Annotated in this window: 18 protein-coding genes; all 18 read right to left on the bottom strand. The window is 60.7% G+C overall.

Translation table 11 applies throughout. The annotated features are described in order from the left end of the window. Positions 1 to 12: 12 nt before the first annotated feature. Positions 13 to 1,014 carry a serine/threonine-protein kinase gene (locus SB725_RS01285; RefSeq protein ID WP_410921178.1) on the bottom strand — a complete coding sequence of 334 codons (1,002 nt, stop codon included), beginning with the start codon at positions 1,012 to 1,014 and terminating at the stop codon, positions 13 to 15. Then, entirely contained in the window at positions 1,011 to 1,739 is a 729-nt protein-coding gene (locus tag SB725_RS01280; protein ID WP_059181940.1) for a PP2C family protein-serine/threonine phosphatase, read from the bottom strand. The genes SB725_RS01285 and SB725_RS01280 overlap by 4 nt, the downstream gene beginning before the upstream one ends. After that, positions 1,739 to 5,263, bottom strand: a complete 3,525-nt coding sequence (gene tssM, locus SB725_RS01275) for a type VI secretion system membrane subunit TssM (RefSeq protein WP_059181939.1) — start codon at positions 5,261 to 5,263, stop codon at positions 1,739 to 1,741. Before tssM ends, SB725_RS01280 begins: the two co-directional genes overlap by 1 nt. A gap of 13 nt (positions 5,264 to 5,276) precedes the next feature. Then, positions 5,277 to 6,152, bottom strand: a complete 876-nt coding sequence (gene icmH / locus SB725_RS01270) for a type IVB secretion system protein IcmH/DotU (RefSeq protein ID WP_027926324.1) — start codon at positions 6,150 to 6,152, stop codon at positions 5,277 to 5,279. A gap of 5 nt (positions 6,153 to 6,157) precedes the next feature. After that, the gene (tssK, locus tag SB725_RS01265) at positions 6,158 to 7,489 is read right to left on the bottom strand and encodes a type VI secretion system baseplate subunit TssK (RefSeq protein ID WP_027926323.1); all 1,332 of its coding nucleotides are present in this window, start codon (positions 7,487 to 7,489) and stop codon (positions 6,158 to 6,160) included. Positions 7,490 to 7,491: 2 nt separating this feature from the next. Beyond that, positions 7,492 to 7,992: a type VI secretion system lipoprotein TssJ gene (gene tssJ, locus SB725_RS01260; protein WP_027926322.1), complete on the bottom strand. Its 501-nt coding sequence runs from the start codon at positions 7,990 to 7,992 to the stop codon at positions 7,492 to 7,494. Between the two features lie 5 nt (positions 7,993 to 7,997). Beyond that, positions 7,998 to 9,194 (bottom strand): type VI secretion system-associated FHA domain protein TagH, encoded by a 1,197-nt coding sequence (gene tagH / locus SB725_RS01255; protein WP_027926321.1) that lies wholly within the window; start codon positions 9,192 to 9,194, stop codon positions 7,998 to 8,000. A 17-nt stretch (positions 9,195 to 9,211) separates the two neighbouring features. Beyond that, complete coding sequence (locus SB725_RS01250; protein WP_007894589.1) at positions 9,212 to 9,352, bottom strand: hypothetical protein; 141 nt, start codon at positions 9,350 to 9,352, stop codon at positions 9,212 to 9,214. A 93-nt stretch (positions 9,353 to 9,445) separates the two neighbouring features. Further along, positions 9,446 to 10,963 (bottom strand): sigma-54 interaction domain-containing protein, encoded by a 1,518-nt coding sequence (locus SB725_RS01245; RefSeq protein WP_027926320.1) that lies wholly within the window; start codon positions 10,961 to 10,963, stop codon positions 9,446 to 9,448. 10 nt (positions 10,964 to 10,973) lie between these two features. Beyond that, positions 10,974 to 13,622: a type VI secretion system ATPase TssH gene (tssH, locus tag SB725_RS01240; RefSeq protein WP_410921177.1), complete on the bottom strand. Its 2,649-nt coding sequence runs from the start codon at positions 13,620 to 13,622 to the stop codon at positions 10,974 to 10,976. 13 nt (positions 13,623 to 13,635) lie between these two features. Beyond that, on the bottom strand, positions 13,636 to 14,643 hold the full coding sequence (tssG, locus tag SB725_RS01235; RefSeq protein ID WP_027926318.1) for a type VI secretion system baseplate subunit TssG: 1,008 nt from the start codon (positions 14,641 to 14,643) through the stop codon (positions 13,636 to 13,638). After that, positions 14,607 to 16,394 carry a type VI secretion system baseplate subunit TssF gene (gene tssF, locus SB725_RS01230; protein WP_410921176.1) on the bottom strand — a complete coding sequence of 596 codons (1,788 nt, stop codon included), beginning with the start codon at positions 16,392 to 16,394 and terminating at the stop codon, positions 14,607 to 14,609. The genes tssG and tssF overlap by 37 nt, the downstream gene beginning before the upstream one ends. A 187-nt stretch (positions 16,395 to 16,581) precedes the next feature. Further along, entirely contained in the window at positions 16,582 to 16,995 is a 414-nt protein-coding gene (locus SB725_RS01225; RefSeq protein WP_027926316.1) for a hypothetical protein, read from the bottom strand. Next, a complete protein-coding gene (locus SB725_RS01220) occupies positions 16,992 to 17,960 on the bottom strand; it encodes a DUF6402 family protein (RefSeq protein WP_027926315.1) in 969 nt (322 codons plus the stop codon). The genes SB725_RS01225 and SB725_RS01220 overlap by 4 nt, the downstream gene beginning before the upstream one ends. 62 nt (positions 17,961 to 18,022) lie before the next feature. Then, positions 18,023 to 18,547 (bottom strand): PAAR domain-containing protein, encoded by a 525-nt coding sequence (locus SB725_RS01215; RefSeq protein WP_027926314.1) that lies wholly within the window; start codon positions 18,545 to 18,547, stop codon positions 18,023 to 18,025. Positions 18,548 to 18,557: 10 nt separating this feature from the next. Then, a complete protein-coding gene (gene tssE / locus SB725_RS01210) occupies positions 18,558 to 18,965 on the bottom strand; it encodes a type VI secretion system baseplate subunit TssE (protein ID WP_027926313.1) in 408 nt (135 codons plus the stop codon). 13 nt (positions 18,966 to 18,978) lie between these two features. Then, the gene (gene tssC / locus SB725_RS01205; RefSeq protein WP_027926312.1) at positions 18,979 to 20,454 is read right to left on the bottom strand and encodes a type VI secretion system contractile sheath large subunit; all 1,476 of its coding nucleotides are present in this window, start codon (positions 20,452 to 20,454) and stop codon (positions 18,979 to 18,981) included. A gap of 28 nt (positions 20,455 to 20,482) precedes the next feature. Then, positions 20,483 to 20,986, bottom strand: a complete 504-nt coding sequence (gene tssB / locus SB725_RS01200; RefSeq protein ID WP_027926311.1) for a type VI secretion system contractile sheath small subunit — start codon at positions 20,984 to 20,986, stop codon at positions 20,483 to 20,485. Positions 20,987 to 21,014: the final 28 nt, after the last annotated feature.

Genomic DNA, 21,014 nt, shown 5'->3' with positions numbered 1-21,014 from the left:
GGTGGTCATCCGTTACGCCTTCAATCGCAGGCGTTGCAGCAAAGACGATGTGGCGCCCAGGGCGTCACGCAGTTGGGCGGCGGTGATGGTGCGCTTGGCCGCATCGAAAGCCAGCGCCGTTCGCAGGGCTGGCCAGCAGTGTTTGGGCAGGTTTCGCGGCGGGTGCAGCTCGCGTTCGAGCTGGCCGTCGCGGGCCTCGGTCGAGGGCAAGCGGCGGAACGGGTGTTTGCCGCCGGCCAGTTCGTAGAGCACGCAGGCCACGCCGTACACATCGGCGCTGGCGGTCAGCGGTTGGCCTTCGAGCAGTTCCGGGGCGGCGTAGCCGGGGGTCCAGGCGTTGAAGCGGTCGCGACTCAGGTGCGGCAGGCCGGGGAGAATGCCTTCCACCGCCTGGCCGAGGCCGAAGTCGAAAAGGCGCACGCCCTCTTCGCTGAGCATCACGTTGCTCGGCTTCATGTCGCCGTGCAGCACGCCGCGCGAGTGGGCGTAGGCCAGCGCGTCGAGCAGCGGCAGCGCGATGTCGCGCAGTTCTTTCCACGGCAGGCCCAAGGGGCGCTCGCAGAGCAGTTTGTCCAGGGTCAGCCCACGCATGAGTTCCATGGTGATGAAGGCGCGCTGGCAATCGGTGTCCACTTCAAAGCTGTGCAAGCGCAGCACGTTGTCGTGGCGCAGGCGCCAGATCAGGGCGAACTCGCTGTAGAGCAAGGCACTGGCGTCCGGCGATTCGGCAAATTCTTCGCTGAGGATTTTCAGCGCGATGTAAGGGTCGGGATCGCCGAACTGTTCGCTCAGCAAGTCCCGTGCGCGGTAAACCGCGCCCATGCCGCCGGCACCGAGCAGACGCTCGATGCGGTAACGGCCTGCGAGCACGTCGGGCATTTCGCCGATGCTGGCCTTGGTTGGCGCCAGCGCGGGCTCAGCTTTATGCGACTTGGCGAACGCGAAGTAAGTCAGGTTATTGGCTTCCTCGTCGGTCACCAGCAGGTCGTCGAGCGGCGGCATGAGTTGGGTCATTGTCGGATCACCACGGCAGTCAGGTTGTCCCGGGCCGAGCCACGCAAGGCGCCGTCGAACAGACGCTCCAGCGCAACGTGCGGCGCGGTCAGGCTCAGGGCGTTGCCCAAGGCATCGCTGCTCAACCCGTTGTACAAACCATCGCTGCACAACAGAAACGCATCGCCGGGGTAAACCTCGAGTTCGAGCACGTCCAGGGTCAATTGCTCGGCCGCCCCGACCGCTCGGGTCAGGGCATGGGCGGCAGGGTGAGCCTTGGCGTCTTCGACGCTCATGTTTTGCTCGTCGATCAGTTGCTGTTGCAGCGAATGGTCCTTGGACAGCTGATACAAACGCTGGCCGCGCCACAGGTAGCAACGGCTGTCGCCGGCCCAGATACAGGCCGCGCGATTGCCTTCCACCAGCAGCGCCACCACGGTGCTGCCCATGATGCTGTCATGGCGCCCGGCGGTGACGGTCAACTCCTGACCCAAGCGGCGATTCAACCAGTGCAGGCACTGGCGGATGCCTTTGAGGCGTTCGTCGAAGTCATCCTGCACTGGCAATTCCGCCAGGCTGGCGACGATCAACTGGCTGGCGATGTCGCCCCCCTGATGACCGCCCATGCCGTCCGCGACCACCCACAGCCCCTGCTGCGGGCAGTCGAGAAAAGCATCTTCGTTGCGCGCCCGAACCTTGCCGGCGTCGGTACGCGCAGCGCTGCGCCAGGGACTGGCAACCAGCATCAGAGCTGCACCGGCATACGGAAGGTGCGCAGCACGCCCATGTCGAACGGGTTCGGTGTGCGCTGGCTGCTGAGCAGGTAATTGGCGCGCAGGCCGCCTACGTCAGCTTTCAATACCAGCACATCGCGACCGCTCAGGTACTCGGTCTGCATCAGATCGAACAGACGGAACAGCGACCATGGGCCGGTGTTCTTCTCGATGCCGATCGGGCGGCCAGCCATTTTGTCGAGGACCAGGCTAGTGCGACCGTCTTCAGCGTCGGTCGGCCATTTGAACGACACCGGCACAATCGGACCGTGGCGGTATTCGATGGTCTTGTCGCCAAACTTGAACTCGGAACGGCTGACGGCCGGGTCGAGGGTGTACGGCTCCAGTTTGAACTGCACTTGCGGCTCGGCCGGGTTGATCGAGAAGAAGCTCTGGCGAATCACTTGGGCTGCGGCCATCTGGTCGAGGTAGACCTTGGAAATTGGCAGGCTGTGACCGTCGATGCTACGCAGGCGGTAGTTACCCGGATCGCCACTGACGAACGGACGCATGTAGGTCTCGAAGAAGCGATCGTTGATGCCCTGGGCCTTGAAGAACTCGCGGAAGTCGCTGATCGCCACGTCACTGGTGCTGTGGGCGCTGAACGGATAACGCTTGTTGATCGCCTTGCCATAGAAACTGTACAGCTCGCTCTGATAGCGCTGGTTCAGGTACTGGTAGGAATCGTTGAGCACCAGGCGCCAGGTGTCTTCGGCCAGCACGTTGAACCACACACTGACCGGACGCGGCAGACGATTCGAAGCATTGCGCAGGGCGCTCAGCGCATCACGCTGGCCGCTCATGCGGGTCTTGGCCATTTCAAACGCGGCCTGCTCCGGGGAACTGGCACGGGCCAGGCTCGCCAGCTGCATTTGCAGGTCGTTGAGCGCCGCCAGGGCCGGGGTCAAATCAGCGGCCGGGCCGTTGTTGTCGTCCAGCAAACGGTGCAACGGTTCAAAGCGGCGTTGCAGTGATTTCTTCGCGGTGTCCGGCAGGTTCTTGGTCATGTCAGCGGCTTTATCCGCCGCCGCTGCCGCGAGTTTGCCGAGCTTGCCGCCCTTCTCTGCCAGTTTCCCGGCTGCATCGGCGGCGTCTTCAGCGCTGTCAGCGGCCACCGGGAAGCGCGTATTCTCGCGCACTTCCACCAGCAGTTGCAGGACTGGCGAGTTGGCCGAGGTCAGGCCCGCCAGTTGCTCGGCGCCCTCACCCGCGTCGTTGATCGGCGGCAACGCAACCTGGCCGACCGCTTCGCTCCAGAAGTTGGCGTAGTCGCGGAAGTACAGTTGCTCCAGTTCGACCATCAGGCGACGCAAGTCCATGCCGCTGATGCCCGAGCCTTCCCCCAGTACCCAGTTGTCACGCAGGATGTCGGTGACCAGCGCACTGCCCTGGACCGAGAAATACTGCTGATAACCCTGCTGGGTGTAGAAGCCGGGAATCACGTAATCGGTGCCGACAAACAGCGAACCTTGTGGGCCGAGGTGTTGGCTGAGACGGTATTCCGGCAGGTTGCGGGCCTGCTCGCGCAGCATCCGGTAAACCACGTTGGCCAGCGATTCGCTGCGCAGGACCTGACGCGCCTGTGCCACCAGTTGATCGTTGAGCGGGTAGATAAACGGCTGCTGCAGCAAACGCTCGAAGTGCGTGTTCAAGCCGTTCTGCACGGCGGTGTTGCCGGCATAACGCTGGGACCATTCGGTGGCAACCCAATCCTTGAGCCACGGGCCGTCGCGACGGTCTTTCATGTTCAGCATCAGGTACGCGCGCAGGCTGTTGAGCAGGCGTTCGCGGTCGTGCATGTTGGCGCGGATCTGCCCTTCCAGCAGCGTCGCAACCTTCGGCAGCAATTGCGCTTCGAGCTCGCGCTCGTAGGCGTTCTTGACCACTGGATTGACGTCTTCGCCTTGATACAGACCGCCACGCTCGTGGTAACTCACGTCGCCTTTTTTCGGGAAGACCTGAGTCGCCGCGTAGGCCGTGTCGAGCGGCTTGAGCACCGCCATGGAATCATCGCGCGCGGTCAGCGCCGAGCGCTGTTGCGTCCAGTTGGTGGCCAAGTTACGCAGGTTTTCCAGACGCTCGTAGTTGGCGGAGAAACCGCCCGCCCAGAGCATGCCGAACAGCGCCAATGCCGCCAGCGCGCCCACATACAGCGCACGTTGGCCCCAATGGATGCGGCTGCGTTCGCGCTTGTCCAGACCGGCCAGATCGGCCTCGGGGAAAATCACCCGGCTAAGCAAATGATGGATGAAGCGGGAACGGCCGCTGCGCAAGGTCGGCAGCACGCCCGCGTTCATGCCCAGATTGGCGCCGATGCCGGCGGTGGTCTGGTCCATTTCCTGGGTCAGGTGCGGTGCGCTGGTCAGGTAGAAACCGCGCAACTGGCTGACACGCTGGTAGCGGTTGCCAGTGAACGCCATGTCGACGAACAGGCACAGGCGCTCGCCGATCTGCCCCAGCTGATGCGGGAAGTCGAGGATGCGGCCACGGCGCTGGGTGTCGCGCTCCTGATGCATGCGCATGATCACCTGGCTGTTCAGGCGACGCAGCAGCTCTTCGAACTCGGCGCGCAATACTACAACGTCGGTGCCGCTCTGCTCTTTGCGGAAGCTGGTGCCGAGCACCTGATCGCTTTCTTCGCGGGTCAGTTGATCGAAGAACTCGTCGAAACCGAGCAGCTTGTCGGCCTTGCTCAGGACCAGGTAAACCGGCACGTCGACGTGGAGTTTTTGATGCACGTCCTGCAAGCGCGCACGCACCTGGCGGGCCAGGGTGTCGAGGTCTTTCTCGTCGGGGCACAGCAGGGTTTCCACCGGAATGGTCACCAGCACACCGTTCAATGGCCGGTTGCGGCGACGCTTGCGCAGCAGGTCGAGCAAGGTGCTCCAGGCGCTGCCGTCGACTTCGCCGTCCGGCTGGGTCAGGTAGCGCCCGGCGGTGTCGATCAGCACACCGTGGTCGGCGAAATACCAGTCGCAATGACGAGTGCCTTGGGTGTCGCGGGTGAGCTTGCGGTCGATCTTGTTGATCGGAAACTCAAGGCCCGAGAAGTCCAGCAGGCTGGTCTTGCCGCTGCCCTGTGGGCCAATCAGCAAGTACCACGGCAAATCACTGCGCCAGCGCTCGCTGCGACCGCGATACAGGCTCGACGTCTTGAGGGTTTTCAGGGCGTCCTTGAAACGCACCTTCAGCTCTTTCTCTTCTTCGTCGATCAGCTCTTCGCGGCGGATACGGTCCTGGCCGTCTTCGGTGTCTTCGATGGCTTTTTTACGCACACCGGCGCGCCAGCTGACGAAGACCATGGTCAGGCCCCAGATCAGGAACAGCACGCTGATGGTCAGCAAGCGCGAGGTCGAACCTTCCCAGAACTTGTAGTCATCCACCGCCAGCAGCGGCCCGACGAACCACACCAGCAGCGCGACAAACAGCACCACCAGCAAGGTCCAGACCCAGGTCTTGCGCAAGAATGCGCCGACTTTCTTGAAAAACTTTTTCATGACACGTCCCTGTTTACGGCTGTGACTGCGGCTGGACCGCGGCCGGATCTAGCGGCTGGAAAGGTTGCAGAACGGTGTCGCGCTGCTCGCCGAGCACCCAGGCGAAACCCGAATACATCACCACCAGGCAGACAAAGGTGAACAGCACCACCATCCACGCCGGCACGATGCGCACCAGGCTGCGGCGCTGATCGTTCAGGCCTTCCCAGTGCGGCGACAGCTCACGCGGCACGTCGCCACGCAGTTGACGGATCTGCCGGTACAAGGCATCGCGGATGCCTTCGAGTTCGAGCATGCCGCGCGCTTGTACGCGGTACTTGCCTTCGAAACCGAGGGACAGGCACAGGTACATCAACTCCAGCATCGGCAGGTGCTTGACCGGGTTTTTCGACAGGCGATCCAGCAGCTGGAAGAACTTCTCGCCACCGAAGGTTTCGTTGTGGAAGCTGCTGAGCAGGCTCATCTGCGACCACTCGCTTTCGTTGCCCCACGGCGTGGTCACGACGGCTTCGTCGACCACGGTGCACAGCACGTAGCGCGCGGCCATCACCTGGCTGCTTTCGGCGCCGTTGTGCAGTGCGCGCACTTCAAACAGCTTGAGCCCGGCGGTCAGTCGCTCGTTGAGCGCATACATGTCTTCGCGGGTGTCGCTGTGCTTGAGTCGCACCACTTCCGAGAGCAGCTCGGACGCAGCGGCCACCAGCGAATTGAGGCTGATGTTGAACGCTTCGGCCGGACGCAAACGCGCGGCGTAGATCATGCGTTCTTCGAGCTGTTCGAAACGCGGCGGTGCAGCGAAATCGGTCAGCGGACTTTGCGCCGGGCCGTGGCCCTGGCGGTCGAGCAAGACGGTTTTATCGTCCTGATGGTGTTCCATGTCCTTAATCATTTCAGTCAGTTCCTGATGGCCCAGAATTTCAGTTCGAGCTCGGCAAATTCACCGGAAACGTGGAACGCGAAGCCGCCGGAGCGCTCCAGGTCTGCCAGGTCTCCCGAACTGAGTTCGAGGATGAAATAGGTTTTGTTGGAGTGGAACGCGATCTGCCGCGGGGCCACCGGCAACGGTTTGACCTTGATGCCCGGCAGGTGCAGGTTGACCAGTTGGCGGATGCGCTCCACCGGGCCGACCTTGAGGTGCGCCGGCAATCGGTGGCGCAGTTCTTCAGAGTCGCAGTTGGCACTGGCCGCGAGCACGAACGATGCCGAGCCCAGCAGTTTGTGGTCGTGCAATGGCGAGACGATGATCCCGTACTGACGTTCCTGCAGGATCAGTTCGATGGCGTGCTGTTCCAGCACCATCGACAGCACCTGGCGGATCGCTTCCATCAGTTTGCGGAAGCTCGCGCCCTGGTCGCTGTGCTGGTAACGGCTGTCCAGACGCGGGCGTTTGCTGTCGCTGGAGAAGGTCGCCAGGTCACCGAGCATGGTCAGCAGCGTGCGGTACAACTCTTCCGGGTGAACCTGCTCCAGGCCGAGGTAGTGACGCAGCAACAGTTCGGTGCGGTTGATCAGTTGCAGCATCATGAAGTCGCCGACTTCCGCGCCACCGACCTTGCCGTTGGAACGGATGCGCTCGGCGATGGTGTCGCCACGGTGACCGAGCATGCTGATCACTTCTTTGAGGCACGACAGCAAGTAGCTGGAGGCATGCGCCTGAATGTAGGTCGGCACGAAATCCGGGTCGAGGCTGATCACGCCGTCGGGCGTGGTGTCGAGCACGTCGCAGATTTTCAGCTTCACGTAGGCCTGATCGCTCTGCTGTTCACCGAGCAACAATTTGAAGTCCGGGCGACCGCAGCGCACCTGGCTGGCAGAGTCGTCGCCGGCGTTGGAGTCGGCGACTTCGGCTTCGTACGCGGTGTAGCGCGCCAGCACGTCGGATTGCTCCGGACGGCGCGCCTCGATGTGGTTACCGGTGACCAGCGGCAACGCCAGGTAGATCGGCGTGTTGCCGGTGTTCGGCGGCACATCCAGCGCCAACGGTTCGGTGTTGCCACCGAGTTCGAACAGGCTGCCGTCCGGCAGAATCCCCGAGGCCTGGCTGACCACCAGTTTGCCCATGTTGAGGAACTGCAAATCGATGTCCAGGTTCAGGAAACCCCAGGTGTAACTGCCCAGCAACTGGGTGCGGGTCTTCATCTGGTGATCGTAGTAGCGATCGTTATGCTGGAAATGCTGCGGGCGCAGCAGCATGCCTTCCTGCCAAATGACTTTATGGTTATTCATGATCAGTCATCCGCCTTGGCGAGCGTTTCGAGGCTATTGCGGATACCGGCCTGATCGAGCGTCAGGTCAGCGTCGGTGACTTCCACCGGGGTGATTTGCACGGTGTAGCGCCATTTTGTTTCCGGCAGGTCGCGGTAAGCGGCGAGCACGCCAACGTAGCGGCTGCCCTCCTCCACGCTGAGTTTCAGCTCAACGGTTTCGCCGGGGCGCAGCTCGAGTTCTTCGCTGGCCACCAGGTCTGGGGCCAGGGATTCCTTGGCGCGTTCATACAGGCTGAAGAAGTCGGCGTTTTCGAACGTCACCGGGTGCTTGAGCTCGAACAGGCGCACGACAATCGGCGACGGACGCCCGTTGAGGTCCGGGTTCAGCTGATCGCTGGCGGTCAGTTTCAGGTTGAGCTTGGTGACTTTCGAATACGGCGACAGCGACGAGCAGCCGGCCAACAGCACCAGGGCCATGAGCGCCGTCAGCGTCTTGAAAAAAGCGGTCGAGCAGCGAGACATGCGCATCATCCTTGGTGGTCGGTGTGTAGGGTGGAAATCAGGCGGATCTGCTCTTCGTAGGCCTGAGCGAAGTCACGGGCCAAGAGGCGCTCGCTCCAGTCATCGTCCTGACGCAGGGCCTGGTGATAACGACCGTAGGCTCTCCAGCGACTGCCCGAGGTGGCGAGCAACGGCTTGTTGTCGCGCTCGAAACGCAGGGTCAATTGCTGTGGCGAGAAGTGCTCCAGCGTGCCGCGAACGGCGGCGCGGCTGGCGGTCAACAAAGCCACCTGATGCGCCTGCAAATCGCGGAACGCGCGGGAGATCGCTTGTTCTGCCGGCAACTGGCCCGGCTTGTTCGGCTGCAACAAAATGCCCAGTGCTTCACCGGCATCGACGGCGAATTTCAGCGGGTTCTTTTGCGAGCCTTGCACGGTGGTCTGGGCCAGGCGCAGTTCGTTTTTCAGTTCGCTGCGGGTGCGCAGGCTCTGCTGCAAGCCGCCGACGCTTTGCTTGAGCAAGCGTGCCGCGTTCAGCGCCAGCGCTTCGCGGGCGTCGTGGTCGAGGCCTTTGAGGTCCACGCCCAGCGCGGCACCGAAATGCTCCCAGAAGCCTTCGCTCTGACGTTCGACCGCTTTCGGCGGTGGGGCCGGAGCGGGTTCGGCCGGGGCATTGATCAGCTCCGGGACCATCAGGCTTTCCATGTCGATGCGCGCGTAGTCGGCGCGCTGACGGGTGTCTTCGATGGCGGTGCTCGGGGAGATCAATTGCTCGATTTCCGAATACACACGTTCTTGCTGATCCAGTGCATTGAGCGGGTCGAGGTCGAGGAACGCGTCATCCGGAATGATGCTGCCGGCCGCTTGCGGACGGCCAACTTCGACGTCGAAGGTCGCGGGGTCCCGCACCAGCCGCGCGCGGATCTCGAAATCACCCAGCACATAGACACTGCCGTGTTCGATGCGCATGGCTTCGCCCTTGCGCAGGCGTGCGCCGCTTTCGCTGTTCTGGATACCGTTGCTGCTGGTATCGGTCAGGAAAAACGTGCCTTCGCGGTAGCTGATCAACGCGTGGTGGTTGGACAGGTGGCGCTTGCGGTCTGGAATGATCCAGTCGCAATCCTCGCCCCGGCCAATCACGCCCCCAGCCTGTTTAAAGGTCTTTTGGCACAAGTCCGTGGGCACGAATTGCTTGGTGTTGAGCATTTCGAAAACCAGTTCCATGGTGATACTCCTTGCGGTCACTTGCCGCGATTGACCGCCTGCGGATCACCCAATGGGCGATAGGTGTTGTCGTTGTATTTGTAATTGCCGCTACAGCCGCCGAGGCCGCATAGAACGACGAGGGTCAGCAGGACGGCTTGCCAGTGACGAACAGGCATCAGAGGGTCTCCAGGGATAGACAAAGCACAAAGCGCCGGCCCGATTGGGCGGCGCTATCAGAAGCGAATGAGGTGAAATCGACGGTCATTGACCTACCCATCGAAGTCACCCAGGTTGATATTCAGGCGCCCGAGGCGGTACAGCAGCGTGCGTCGTGGCAGGCCGAGTTCGCGGGCGGCGAGAGTCTGGTTGCCGTCGTTTTTGCGCAGGCAATCGAGCAGCAGGCTGCGTTCGACCTGCTCCAGGCGTTCGCGCAGGTTCAGGCTGTTGTCTTCCGGCATGGCTTCCATGCGCAGGGAGAAATGCTCGGCCAGTAACTCGCCGCCCTCGCACAGCAAAACGGCGCGTTCGACCAGGCCTTTGAGTTCGCGCACGTTGCCGGGGAAGGCATAACCGGACAGGTGATCCAGCGCCGCGTCAGACCAACGCACCGCATCGCGTTGCAAGAACGAGCAGGCCTTTTCCGCAAAGTGCCGGGCCAGGTCGAGGATGTCGCCTTCACGTTGGCGCAGGGCCGGCAACTCGATCGGGAATTGCGCGAGGCGGTAGTACAAGTCCTCGCGGAATTTGCCTTCGCTGACCAGCACCGACAAATCCCGGTGCGTCGCGGCAATGATGCGCACGTCGATCTTGTGGGTATCGTTGGAACCCAGCGGACGGATCTCGCCTTCCTGCAACACGCGCAGCAACTTGGCTTGCAGCGACAACGGCATGTCGCCGATTTCATCCAGCAGCAAGGTGCCGCCATTGGCCGCGTCGAACAGCCCGGCGCGGTCGCGATCAGCGCCGGTGAAGGCGCCTTTGCGGTAGCCGAACAGTTCACTTTCCAGCAGGTTCTCGGGGAACGCCGCGCAGTTCTGCACGATGAACGCCTGGGAGCGGCGCGGCCCGCAATCGTGAATCGCCCGGGCGACCACTTCCTTGCCGGTGCCGGTTTCGCCGCGCAACAGCACGGTGTATGGGCTGTGCAGGACTTTGCTGATCAGCGAATAGGTCTGGCGCATGGCCGAGCTTTTACCGATCAAACCGTAACCGCTGGCGCTCGGCACACTGACCGGCGCTGGCCGCGAAACACCGCTCGGCTGACGCAACCGTTGCAGCAGGTGCAACTGGCCGAGCACGAACGAACCCAGCTGACCGAGGGAGTCGGCAAAGCCTTGCAGGTCGATATGCCGGCGACTGGCGCACAGCAGCAAGCCTTCAACCGACTTCTGCTGATTGACCAAAGGCACGCACAACAGCGACTGCCAAGGCGTGGCCTGGGGCGGCAGGAAACTGGTTTCGTGCAGGCTGCCGCTCAGCTCGCTGAGGCTCACCACACGGTTCTGGCACAGGGCGAACTGCAGCAGTTGTTCACCGTTGTAATCCGCCGGCAGGCTCGCCGCTTCCCGGGGTTGCAGGATGCCGTTCAGGCATTCGGCGTTCATGCCCAGGCAGGTGTGGGTCGCGTCCAGCAAGTACAGCTGCGTCAGCTCGCAACCGCTGAGCTCGGCCAGACCGCGCACGAAGTCACCCAGCAGCGCAGCCCCGTCCGCCGCCCGCGACAGGCTGGCGAACTGCGCCAGCAAGGCTTCGGCATAGACCAGCGGTTGCGGCACTTGAGTGAACATCACACCCACCTCAGGCGAACTCGCAGGTCACGCTGGCGTCACCGTCGAGCGTGGCATGCACACGCTTGAGGCTTTCACCGGTGGCCATCGCGTCGAGCAAGCGGTCGGCCACCAGCGGCAGCACGTGCAGGTCGAGCAAATGGTCGATCAGGCGTGCGCCGCTGTCGCTTTGGGTGCAGCGTTCGGCCAAGTGATCGACGAGGTCCTGGGAGTAAGTGAAGTCCAGCTGACGACGGTTCAGGCGCTCGCCCAAACGGCCGAGCTTGATTTCGATCAGCTCGCGCAGCACCGGGCCGCCCACCGGGTAGTAAGGCACCACGCGCATGCGCGCCAACAGCGCCGGTTTGAAGTGTTTGCTGAGCACCGGGCGGATGGTTTCTTCAAGGACTTCGGCGGTCGGCCGCGCGCCGTTTTCGCAGAGTTCGCTGATGCGGTCGCTGCCCAGGTTCGAGGTCATCAGGATCAACGTGTTGCGGAAGTCGATCTCGCGCCCTTCGCCGTCGTTGGCCACGCCTTTGTCGAAGATTTGGTAGAACAGGTTGAGCACGTCCGGGTCGGCTTTCTCGACTTCATCGAGCAGCACCACCGAATACGGTTTCTGGCGCACGGCTTCGGTGAGCATGCCGCCCTCGCCATAACCGACGTAGCCCGGCGGCGCGCCGATCAGGCGCGAGACGGTGTGTTTCTCCTGGAACTCGGACATGTTGATGGTGGTGATGAAACGATCACCGCCGTAAAGCAGATCAGCCAGGGCCAGCGCAGTTTCGGTCTTGCCGACACCGCTCGGACCGACCAGCAGGAACACGCCAACCGGCGCGTCCGGTTTGTTAAGGCCGGCAGCGGTGGCACGCATCGAGCGGTCCAGTGCGTGAACGGCTTGTTCCTGACCACGGATGCGCGTGCGCAGGTCGGTGGCGAAGCTCGCGACCTTGGCATTGTGCTCGCGGGCCAGTTGCGCCAAGGGCACGCCGGTCCAGGCGCTGATCACTTCGGCGACCAGACGCGGGCAGACTTCGAAGCTCACCAGGCGTTCTTTGACCTGAAGCTCGGTCAGCGCTTTGTGCGTTTCGTTGAGTGCCGCTTCCAGGGTTTCGACGCTGTGCGCTTCGTCCACCGGCAGGGTTTCGATCACGGTGCCTTCGGCGTCTTCTTCAACCGTGACGATGGGTTCGACGGCAGCGGCTTCACGCGCCTTGGCCAGTTGTTGGCGCAGGTCCAACAGGCGTTCGGCCAATGCCTTCTGTTCGGTCCACAGGATTTCCAGCGCCGCCCTTTCGTCTTCAGCTTCTTCCTGCCGCGCTTCCAGTGCTTCCAGCGCTTCGTGATCGATCAGCAAACCGGCTTCCGCATCACGGCGCAGGGCCTGACGCTGACGACCGCCTTCAGCCAGTTCGCCACGCAGGCGTTCAAGGCTTTCCGGAGCGGCGGCGAGGCTGATGCGAACGCGGGCGCACGCGGTGTCGAGCACGTCGACGGCTTTGTCCGGCAGTTGGCGACCGGCGAGGTAACGGGCGGACAGTTCGGCGGCGGAGACGACGGCGTCATCGCGCAGGTAGATGCCGTGGCTCTTCTCGTACACCTGAGCCAGACCACGAAGGATGGTCACCGCTTCGCTGACGGTCGGTTCGTGCAGTTGCACCGGCTGGAAACGACGGGCCAGCGCCGGGTCTTTCTCGAAGTATTTTTTGTACTCGGCCCAGGTGGTGGCGGCGATGGTGCGCAGTTCGCCACGGGCCAGCGCCGGTTTCAGCAGGTTGGCCGCGTCGGAACCGCCGGCATTGCCGCCCGCGCCGATCAGCGTGTGGGCTTCGTCGATGAACAGGATGATCGGTTTCGGCGAAGCTTTGACTTCGTCGATCACGCCCTTGAGGCGACGTTCGAATTCACCTTTGACGCTGGCACCGGCCTGCAGCAGGCCCATGTCCAGCGACAGCAGCTCGACGCCTTTGAGCACCTGAGGCACTTCACCGGCGGCGATGCGCGAGGCCAGGCCTTCGACGATCGCGGTTTTACCCACACCGGCTTCACCGACCACAATCGGGTTGTTCTTGCGGCGACGGGCAAGGATGTCGATCATCTGCCGGATCGCACCATCGCGGCACAGCACCGGGTCGAGTTTGCCGTCGCGGGCCTGTTGGGTCAGGTTGTGGGTGAAGCGTTGCAGCAGCGATTCGCCCGGCACGGCGGGTTTGCCGGTGGCCGGTTGTTCTTTCTGCGACAGGGCGAATTCTTTCAGGCGATCAATGTTCAGTTTGGCCAACAACGCCTGGTAACGGCTGCCGGCGTAACGCATCGGGTTACGCAGCAAGGCGAGGATCAGCGCAGCCTGTTCGACCTGGGTCTGGCCCAGTTCGAGGTTCGCCACCAGCAAGGCATCCTGCAGCCATTGCACCAGTTCCGGAGCAAACACCGGGTTGCGCGAAGCGCTGTGTTCGACCCGCGATTGCAGGGCCGCGCTCAGTTCACCGGCATCCACTTCGGCATCTTGCAGCGCGCGGGCGAGCAGGCCTTGCGGGCGCTCCAGCAGGCCGAGCAACAAGTCTTCGACGAGGATCTTGCTGCCGCCACGGGCGACGCAGCGTTCGGCAGAACTTTCCAGGTCACGACGGGTTTCGGCGTCCAGCGCCTGGATAAGTTGTTGCAGGTCTACGTTGATCATTGGTCATCTGTCCTTAATGAATTTTGCTGCCCAGGGTCACCACGCCGTCCGCTTTTTCGCGGCCCAGCCAACTGGTCCAACCCAAGCGACAGGCGTTCTGCTCACCGATGCGCAGTTCCGGGATTTCTTCGTGGCGCAACACCAGGCGAATGTCGTAATCGAGCGGGTCACGCAGGGTAAAGCGCACCAGCGCGCACAACGGCTGGTAGCCGAAACCGATGGGCAGGAATTCGTGAAAGCGTTGCCAGTCGAGTTCGCGGATGTGAATGCGGAATTTGCCGCTGCGGTCGCGCACGTGTTCGCCCAGCACCAGGTCTTCGCCAAGCAGGCTGTTGGCGCGACCCAAACGATTGCGCTGCTCGTCGAGAATTTCCACGCGGCGCTCGATGCACTGCTCGATGGTCAGCTCGGCGTGCTTGAAGTAGTAACGCAGCACCGCTTCGATCAGCGCCGCCGAGTGCGCGCGCAAGCTGAGCAAGCCGAGGTATGGCAGCAGGCGTTTCCAGTTCAGTTCGCCGGCCTTGCGGATCTCTTCGCCGCCCAGGCCAATCAACGCAAACAATTGCGAGGAGAACGGGTCGAGCGCACCGCTCTCGAAGCTGGCGCGGTAGCGGTATTTGCGCCAGATCGGCAGCATCAGCCGTTGCAGGCGATGGTGGAACAGGTCGAGGAAGTTGCGGGTCGGATTGCCGTCTTCGCTGTCGCCCAGGGCCTGTTCGCCGTAGAACGCCGGCAGCGGCGAACCGGAACCGACCAGGCCGATCAGGTTGAAACGCAGGCGCGCGCGCATCTGCCCGTGCTCGTGGAAAAACTCCACGCGATCGACATCGCTGCCAGGGAAACCCAGGCTCGGGTTGGCCTGGAATTCCAGCTGGTCGTACAAATCGTCCTGACTCAGGTGCGGGTGGGCCTCGCGCAGCCGGTCAACCACCAGCAGCACGGCCTGAAACAGCGAGTACTCGCGTATTCCTCGGGTCAGACCGCTTAAAGCAGCGGCTGAAGGCCCATACGTGGTGTCCATTGGTACACCTCTCCCTGTGTGCTTTTTACCCGCAGCTCGTGGTACGAATTGAGACTGGCGTAAAGCGCGAAAAACTCGTTAAGAACCGAAGCGAACACGAACAGGTCGCCTTCGCCGATGTAGCCTTCCGGGTCGATGGTCAGCTCGGTGCGCAACCCGCGCACCGGCAAGCCGCGATGCAGGCGGTCGACGTGTTGGTGTTTGATCGATTTGAGCCCGCCGAGCAGGCGCTTGCTGACCTTCTCCGCGTGCTGGTCGTAGTAGCGCGGCAGGTCGTAGGTTTCGAGAATCACCTTCAACGCATTGACGTCGGCCAATGACAGATAGTTAAGCGACATGTTGCTGATCAGCTTCCACAGGAAGTCGCGATTCAGCGGCGGCGCATAACTCGGGGTAGCCGGGGTGATGTTGCGGAAACTGAGAAACTCCGGCGTCTCTTCACAGGCCTGGCAGATGTCGCCGAGCTTGAGTTTTTTTGGCAGGTTCTGGTTGGTGCACGTCAGCTCGATCGACAGGGTTTCGTGGGCTTCGGTATGGCGGATGCCGAAGCTCAAGTAAGTGTCGAGGCCGTCGTGCAGCAGCGATGAACGCTGGCGAATGCTGTAGTGCGGACGGCTGGTGGGCACGTCGAAACTCGGGTCGTGCTCGAAGGATTCGAACGGCACGTACTCCTGATAACCGAGACCGCCGGGCTTCCAGCCGGTGACGCTTTCCACGGAAAACACGCCGCAGTTTTCCAGGTCGTATTCGGCAGGCAACAGCAGGTATTCGTCCTGCTTGCCGTCGAGGCGAATCGGCAGTGCGTCGTGCTTGAACAGGTTGACGATGGGCGTGCAATACAGCTTCACGTTGTCCAGGGTCGGACGCATGCGCAGGATGCCGCTCTTGCGAATATCGAAGCGCAACTCCAGACCACGCATCTGCTTGAGGGTGTTTTCCGGCAGCGCCTTGAGAATGTCCAGACCGTTGACGTCGACGAACAGGAACTTGTCCTGGAAGGCGAAATACTCTTGCAGGTAGCGGTAGCCACGGAAGGTGTTCAGCGGATACGGAATCAACGCTTCTTCTTCGGCAAAACCCACCGGCTGCACCCGGTCGCCGGGCATCTTGAACGCCATCGGGGTGCCGTTGACGCCATTGATCGGCTTGCCGGCGTTATCCAGCGGGATCAACTCGATGCCTTCCAGATTGCGCAACAGGCTCAGGTACAGCATCTGGCTGATGTAACGCTCGCCGGCGAAGTGCAGGCGCAAGCGACTCAATTCCAGCTCACCGAGGTGACCGTCGGCGCTCATCTCCAGGCGCAGGCTCAACAGCGAACCGTCGCCTTTCACCGAGTACGTCAGCGCGGCCAGATCCAGCGCCTGGACTTCGGTCGGGTAGCACGTGCGGAAACGGCAACGCACGTCTTCAATCGGAACGCTTTCAATCGGTGTATCGCGATCGACCTTCAGCGCCGGGCCGGAACGTTTCAACGGGTCGAACTGCAAAATGCTGAACGCCGGCAGCGGCCGCATGTAGTTGGGCCACAGCAGTTGCATAAGCGAATGGCTGAGTTCGGGCAATTCGTCATCGAGCTTCTGACGCAGGCGACCGGTCAGGAACGCAAAACCTTCCAGCAACCGCTCCACGTCGGGATCCCGCCCGGCTTGGCCGAGGAAAGGCGCCAACGCCGGGCTACGCTCGGCGAAACGACGACCTAACTGGCGAAGTGCGGTGAGTTCGCTTTGGTAGTAGTGGTTAAAGGACACGGGTTACCTGCCTGGTAGTGGAACTCATCAAAAAAAATCCTGTAGAGCGCGAGGGGCCAGATACCCCTGCAAATCCATTGCGCTCATGATTACCGCTCTCTCATTTTTTCAGGCGTAATCGCCGTGCTGATGCCACAAGTGCTTTTCCGTGGTCTTGCAAAGAGCATCCCGGTCACTGAACCCAGCATCAATTTTCCAGAACCCTGTAAGGCGTATTGCTGATAAAAAAATTCAACCAGTGCTTTTTCGGGCTGGAAAGCCCCAACGTAAAAGCCTTGCTCGACTTATCAAATTCTATAAATACAACACCCACTGTTTTTTCATCTTCATCGGCGCGCATATCCAACTCCAACTCGGAAAAAAGAGGTGTACGGTAAACCTGACTGGGGTTGTTTAAATCGGTGAATCGCAGATAAACAAAGTCTCGCGGGGTCAAAAGCGAGCTTGCAGGAACAGACTCGATAAGGTATTGCCCAGACGGACTTTTTTTCGAATAGTCTGGCGCACGACCTAAAACTTCAACCACAATGATTGCACTGGCCATCAACAAGCTACACAACAAGACAGCCAAGCTTATGGCGTACTTATGTCCGATCTTCATTTAGCAGATATCTCAATAGGTGCAGACGTTACGGGCTCGTACATAATGTCCGAATACACGCGAAAATCGCCGCCCTTCTCATTCAAATCACGATAGTCTCGAAAATCACTGTTTTGAACGAGCATGTAGTGTTTGCCTTCGAGCTCTCGATATCGACGTACGGCCTCATCTTTTTGCTGTGTGCTTTGCTGTCCTCTCACACCCTGATATTGCGACTCCGCCATAACGGCATTCATTTGGGCAGCCAGTTTCGCGTTAGCTTTTGCTCCCTCAACGGGGTCCGTCACTAACTTATCAAAATTCCAGTAGCCTAGAATCTGACTGAACAGAGCTACGCCATCGTTGAAATCGTAGGAATCCTCGATATAAAAGCCCAATTTCGACGGGGTAAATACGATACTCTTATCCGTTACAACGACGACACCTTCAGCAATAGCTCGCATGTTGAAATTAGCCAGTGCCGCTCGAAGCTCATTCACCTCATCAGAGCCTGCCTGCTCAAACTCGACTACTTTGTTATTTGAATAACCAAATTTCTCAGCAGCACTGGCAACACCATTAAACGCAACCGGATAACACCCAGAGGCTTTACCGGAAAACGCTCGACGGAGCCTGCTTTTGATCAGAGTGACTCCAGCTGGACTATTCCAGGTCCCCCTCAAATGCTTTATCGCAGAATTTGCACGTTCAAAACCGGAAACCCAACTCATTTTAACGATGGATTCTTCTATGTATTCCTTGGGCGCGAAAACATCATGCTTCTTTACTTTATCATCCATCCCACCATCACCAGTTGGCCATGGCTTACCACTGAACCAATGGTTCATAAGGTCTGCGGCAACTGGCCATTTCATTTTTTTCATCGTATCTGGAATATCAGTGATCTTGAACTGACGCGCAGTCGCAGACTGTCCGACTTTATTACTTGCCGGAGTCATGGTCGTTGCCACTGTTGTTGCTGCCATTTCCATATCCCTCTAACAGTTACTCCAGGATCCGATTGTCACTGGTGGCGAAAAGCAAATAACTAAGCGAGTACAACTCTGGCTTGGGGTTCAATGACCAACTCAACCGCCTCCGCAGTAGCTGAGAAAACTGTTTGCGTTTTTCCGTCCGCCCCCGTCACACCGTTAATGATCTTCCCCGAGGCAGTTTTAAGCGTGTATTCCACTCCGGCGAGCGGCTTTCCGCTTTCTTGGCAATTGATCACAAAGTGCTCGTTAAACGGCCACTGAATCTCCACCGGCAACGGCGGAACAAACGGCGCCGGCGAATGCGAATTCCCAATAATCACCGTCCCGGACCCAGCCGTAACTTTGTTGCCATGAGTACCAACGGAGCCCACAGTGGCCGCCGGTTTACCGTTGATCAAAACAGTCGTTGCGAGGTCGCCGACCATCGCACCACCACACGCCGAGGCATCGCCTTGGCGGGCGGCCGCGAGGCCGTCGAAGAACACGTCGCCGGAACCGGCGGCGATCGGGTTGGTGCCGTGGCCGGGGAGCGGGCAAGCGGTGGGGTCGGATACGCGGGCTGCGGGTTTGCCGGACATACGAATCTCCTTAGTTGACCTTCACTTGACCGCTGCCATCCAGGCGCGCGGCGAAACTGACCTGACGCTTGAAACCATCAACTTCCAGCAGGCCTTCGATGCTGAAGGACAGGCGAAGCTGATCGTGGTCACGCGGCAGGGAGATGACATGCACATTGCTCAGGCGTGGCTCGTAGGCTTCGATGAAATTTTCGATGGCCAGACGGGCCTGACTCAGGGAGTCGTGCAGGCTCAGACGCATGTCATTGAGATCGGGTAGCCCGTAATCGGACAGCGTTTGCACGCTGCCCGCACGGGTGCTGAGCATCTTGGCCAGATGGGCAGCCACGGACGCCATGGCGGAAACCTCGCGGCTCCAGCCGACGCGTTTGTCCGCGTCGCCGCCCAGGCGTTCGAAAAGGCTGCCGTATCCAGTCATGAGTTAGCTCCGTTTACTCTTTGTCCAGCTTGCCAACCAGCGACAGGGTGAAATCGGCACCCATGTACTTGAAGTGCGGGCGCACGTTCAGGCTGACGCGGTACCAGCCAGGCTCGCCTTCGACATCGCTGACGATGATCTGGGCGGCACGCAGCGGACGACGGCCACGGACTTCGGCGCTCGGGTTTTCCTGGTCGGCCACGTACTGGCGGATCCACTTGTTGAGTTCCAGCTCGAGGTCGGTACGTTCTTTCCACGAACCGAGTTGCTCGCGCTGCAGCACTTTCAAGTAGTGAGCCAGACGGTTGACGATCATCATGTACGGCAGTTGGGTGCCGAGCTTGTAGTTCAGCTCTGCCGCCTTGCCTTCTGCACTGATGCCGAAGAACTTCGGCTTCTGCACCGAGCTCGCGGAGAAGAACGCCGCGTTGTCGGAGCCTTTGCGCATGGTCAGGGAAATGAAGCCTTCCTCGGCCAGTTCGTATTCACGACGGTCGCTAACCAATACTTCCGTAGGAATCTTGGTTTCGATTTCACCCATGCTTTCGAAGTGGTGCAACGGCAGGTCTTCCACCGCGCCACCGCTCTGCGGGCCGATGATGTTCGGGCACCAGCGGAACTTGGCGAAGCTGTCGGTCAGCTTGGTGCCGAACGCGTAGGCGGTGTTGCCCCACAGGTAGTGCTCGTGGCTGTTGGCGACGGTTTCCTTGTACACGAACGATTTGACCGGGTTGTCTTCCGGGTCGTACGGGTTACGCAGCAGGAAACGCGGCACGGTCAGGCCAACGTAACGGGAGTCTTCCGACTGGCGGAAGCTCTGCCATTTGGCGAATTGCGGGCCTTCGAAGTGATCTTTCAGATCCTTCAGGTCCGGCAGGCCGGTGAAGCTTTCCAGGCCGAAGAATTTCGGGCCGGCCGCGGCAATGAACGGCGCGTGGGACATGCAGGCAACGCTGGACACGTACTGCATCAGTTTCACGTCCGGCGAGCTCGGGGACATGAAGTAGTTGGCGATGATCGCGCCCACCGGCTGACCACCGAACTGACCGTATTCAGCGGTGTAGATGTGCTTGTACAGGCCCGACTGCATCACTTCCGGCGAATCTTCGAAGTCGTCCAGCAGGTCGTCCTTGGAGACGTTGAGGATTTCGATCTTGATGTTTTCGCGGAAATTGGTGCGGTCGACCAGCAACTGCAGGCCACGCCATGACGATTCCAGCGACTGGAAGTCCGGGTGGTGCAGGATTTCGTCCATCTGGCGGCTGAGCTTGGCATCGATCTCGGCGATCATGCGGTCAACCATGGCTTTCTTGACCGGCTCGCCGTTGTTCTGCGGCTTGAGCAGCTCTTCGATGAAGGCCGACACACCGCGCTTGGCGATGTCGTAGGCTTCGTCGTCCGGGGTCAGGCGGGTTTCGGCGATGATGCTGTCGAGAATGCTGTATTCGCCGTTCTCGTTACTCTTTTGCTGTGCTGCGCTAGTGCTCATTGTCTTGGCTTCCTTGGCTGATGGGGGCTCAGGCGTCCTGGGCGGCGGCGTTCAAGCCCAGCTCACCCAATACGCGACCGCGGGATTCGTCGTCGGCGAGCACGCCTTCGATGGCTTTGCGGAACGCAGGTGCGTTACCCAGCGGGCCTTTGAGGGCCACCAGCGCGTCGCGCAGTTCCATCAGTTTTTTCAGCTCAGGCACTTGCTCGACCAGGCTGGCCGGGTTGAAGTCCTTCATCGAGTTGACGCGCAGTTTCACGGCCAGTTCTTCAGTGTCGCTTTCTTCCTGAAGACGGTTCGGTACGCTCAGTGTCAGGCTCAGCTCTTGCTTGGCCAGCACTTCGTCGAAGGTCATCTTGTCGATGCTGATCGGCTTGCGATCTTCGACTTTGCGTTCGTCCTTGCGGTGGGTGTAGTCACCGATTGCCAGTAGTTTCAACGGCAGTTCGATCTCTTCCTGGGCACCACCGGTGGCAGGTTTGAAAGTGACGTTGATGCGTTCCTTGGGGGCTACCGAGCCTTCTTTGGCCATGGCTTTTCTCCTTGCGGTTGTGGCCCGG

Source organism: Pseudomonas sp. SIMBA_041 (assembly GCF_046535095.1).
GTDB classification, from domain to species: domain Bacteria; phylum Pseudomonadota; class Gammaproteobacteria; order Pseudomonadales; family Pseudomonadaceae; genus Aquipseudomonas; species Aquipseudomonas mucoides.
The sequence above is the reverse complement of the archived record's forward strand: the minus strand, read 5'-3'. Positions and strand labels throughout refer to the sequence as shown.

Excerpts from the sequence above, each read along its gene's own strand:
- tssM (WP_059181939.1), bottom strand. The coding sequence starts at position 5,263 with ATGAAAAAGTTTTTCAAGAAAGTCGGCGCATTCTTGCGCAAGACCTGG.
- tssB (WP_027926311.1), bottom strand. The coding sequence starts at position 20,986 with ATGGCCAAAGAAGGCTCGGTAGCCCCCAAGGAACGCATCAACGTCACT.
- tssG (WP_027926318.1), bottom strand. The coding sequence starts at position 14,643 with ATGGACACCACGTATGGGCCTTCAGCCGCTGCTTTAAGCGGTCTGACC.
- SB725_RS01280 (WP_059181940.1), bottom strand. The coding sequence starts at position 1,739 with ATGCTGGTTGCCAGTCCCTGGCGCAGCGCTGCGCGTACCGACGCCGGC.
- tssJ (WP_027926322.1), bottom strand. The coding sequence starts at position 7,992 with ATGTCTCGCTGCTCGACCGCTTTTTTCAAGACGCTGACGGCGCTCATG.
- SB725_RS01225 (WP_027926316.1), bottom strand. The coding sequence starts at position 16,995 with ATGAAGATCGGACATAAGTACGCCATAAGCTTGGCTGTCTTGTTGTGT.
- SB725_RS01250 (WP_007894589.1), bottom strand. The coding sequence starts at position 9,352 with ATGCCTGTTCGTCACTGGCAAGCCGTCCTGCTGACCCTCGTCGTTCTA.
- SB725_RS01220 (WP_027926315.1), bottom strand. The coding sequence starts at position 17,960 with ATGGCAGCAACAACAGTGGCAACGACCATGACTCCGGCAAGTAATAAA.
- tssK (WP_027926323.1), bottom strand. The coding sequence starts at position 7,489 with ATGAATAACCATAAAGTCATTTGGCAGGAAGGCATGCTGCTGCGCCCG.
- tssC (WP_027926312.1), bottom strand. The coding sequence starts at position 20,454 with ATGAGCACTAGCGCAGCACAGCAAAAGAGTAACGAGAACGGCGAATAC.
- SB725_RS01245 (WP_027926320.1), bottom strand. The coding sequence starts at position 10,963 with ATGTTCACTCAAGTGCCGCAACCGCTGGTCTATGCCGAAGCCTTGCTG.
- tagH (WP_027926321.1), bottom strand. The coding sequence starts at position 9,194 with ATGGAACTGGTTTTCGAAATGCTCAACACCAAGCAATTCGTGCCCACG.
- icmH (WP_027926324.1), bottom strand. The coding sequence starts at position 6,152 with ATGATTAAGGACATGGAACACCATCAGGACGATAAAACCGTCTTGCTC.
- tssE (WP_027926313.1), bottom strand. The coding sequence starts at position 18,965 with ATGACTGGATACGGCAGCCTTTTCGAACGCCTGGGCGGCGACGCGGAC.
- tssH (WP_410921177.1), bottom strand. The coding sequence starts at position 13,622 with ATGATCAACGTAGACCTGCAACAACTTATCCAGGCGCTGGACGCCGAA.
- SB725_RS01215 (WP_027926314.1), bottom strand. The coding sequence starts at position 18,547 with ATGTCCGGCAAACCCGCAGCCCGCGTATCCGACCCCACCGCTTGCCCG.
- SB725_RS01285 (WP_410921178.1), bottom strand. The coding sequence starts at position 1,014 with ATGACCCAACTCATGCCGCCGCTCGACGACCTGCTGGTGACCGACGAG.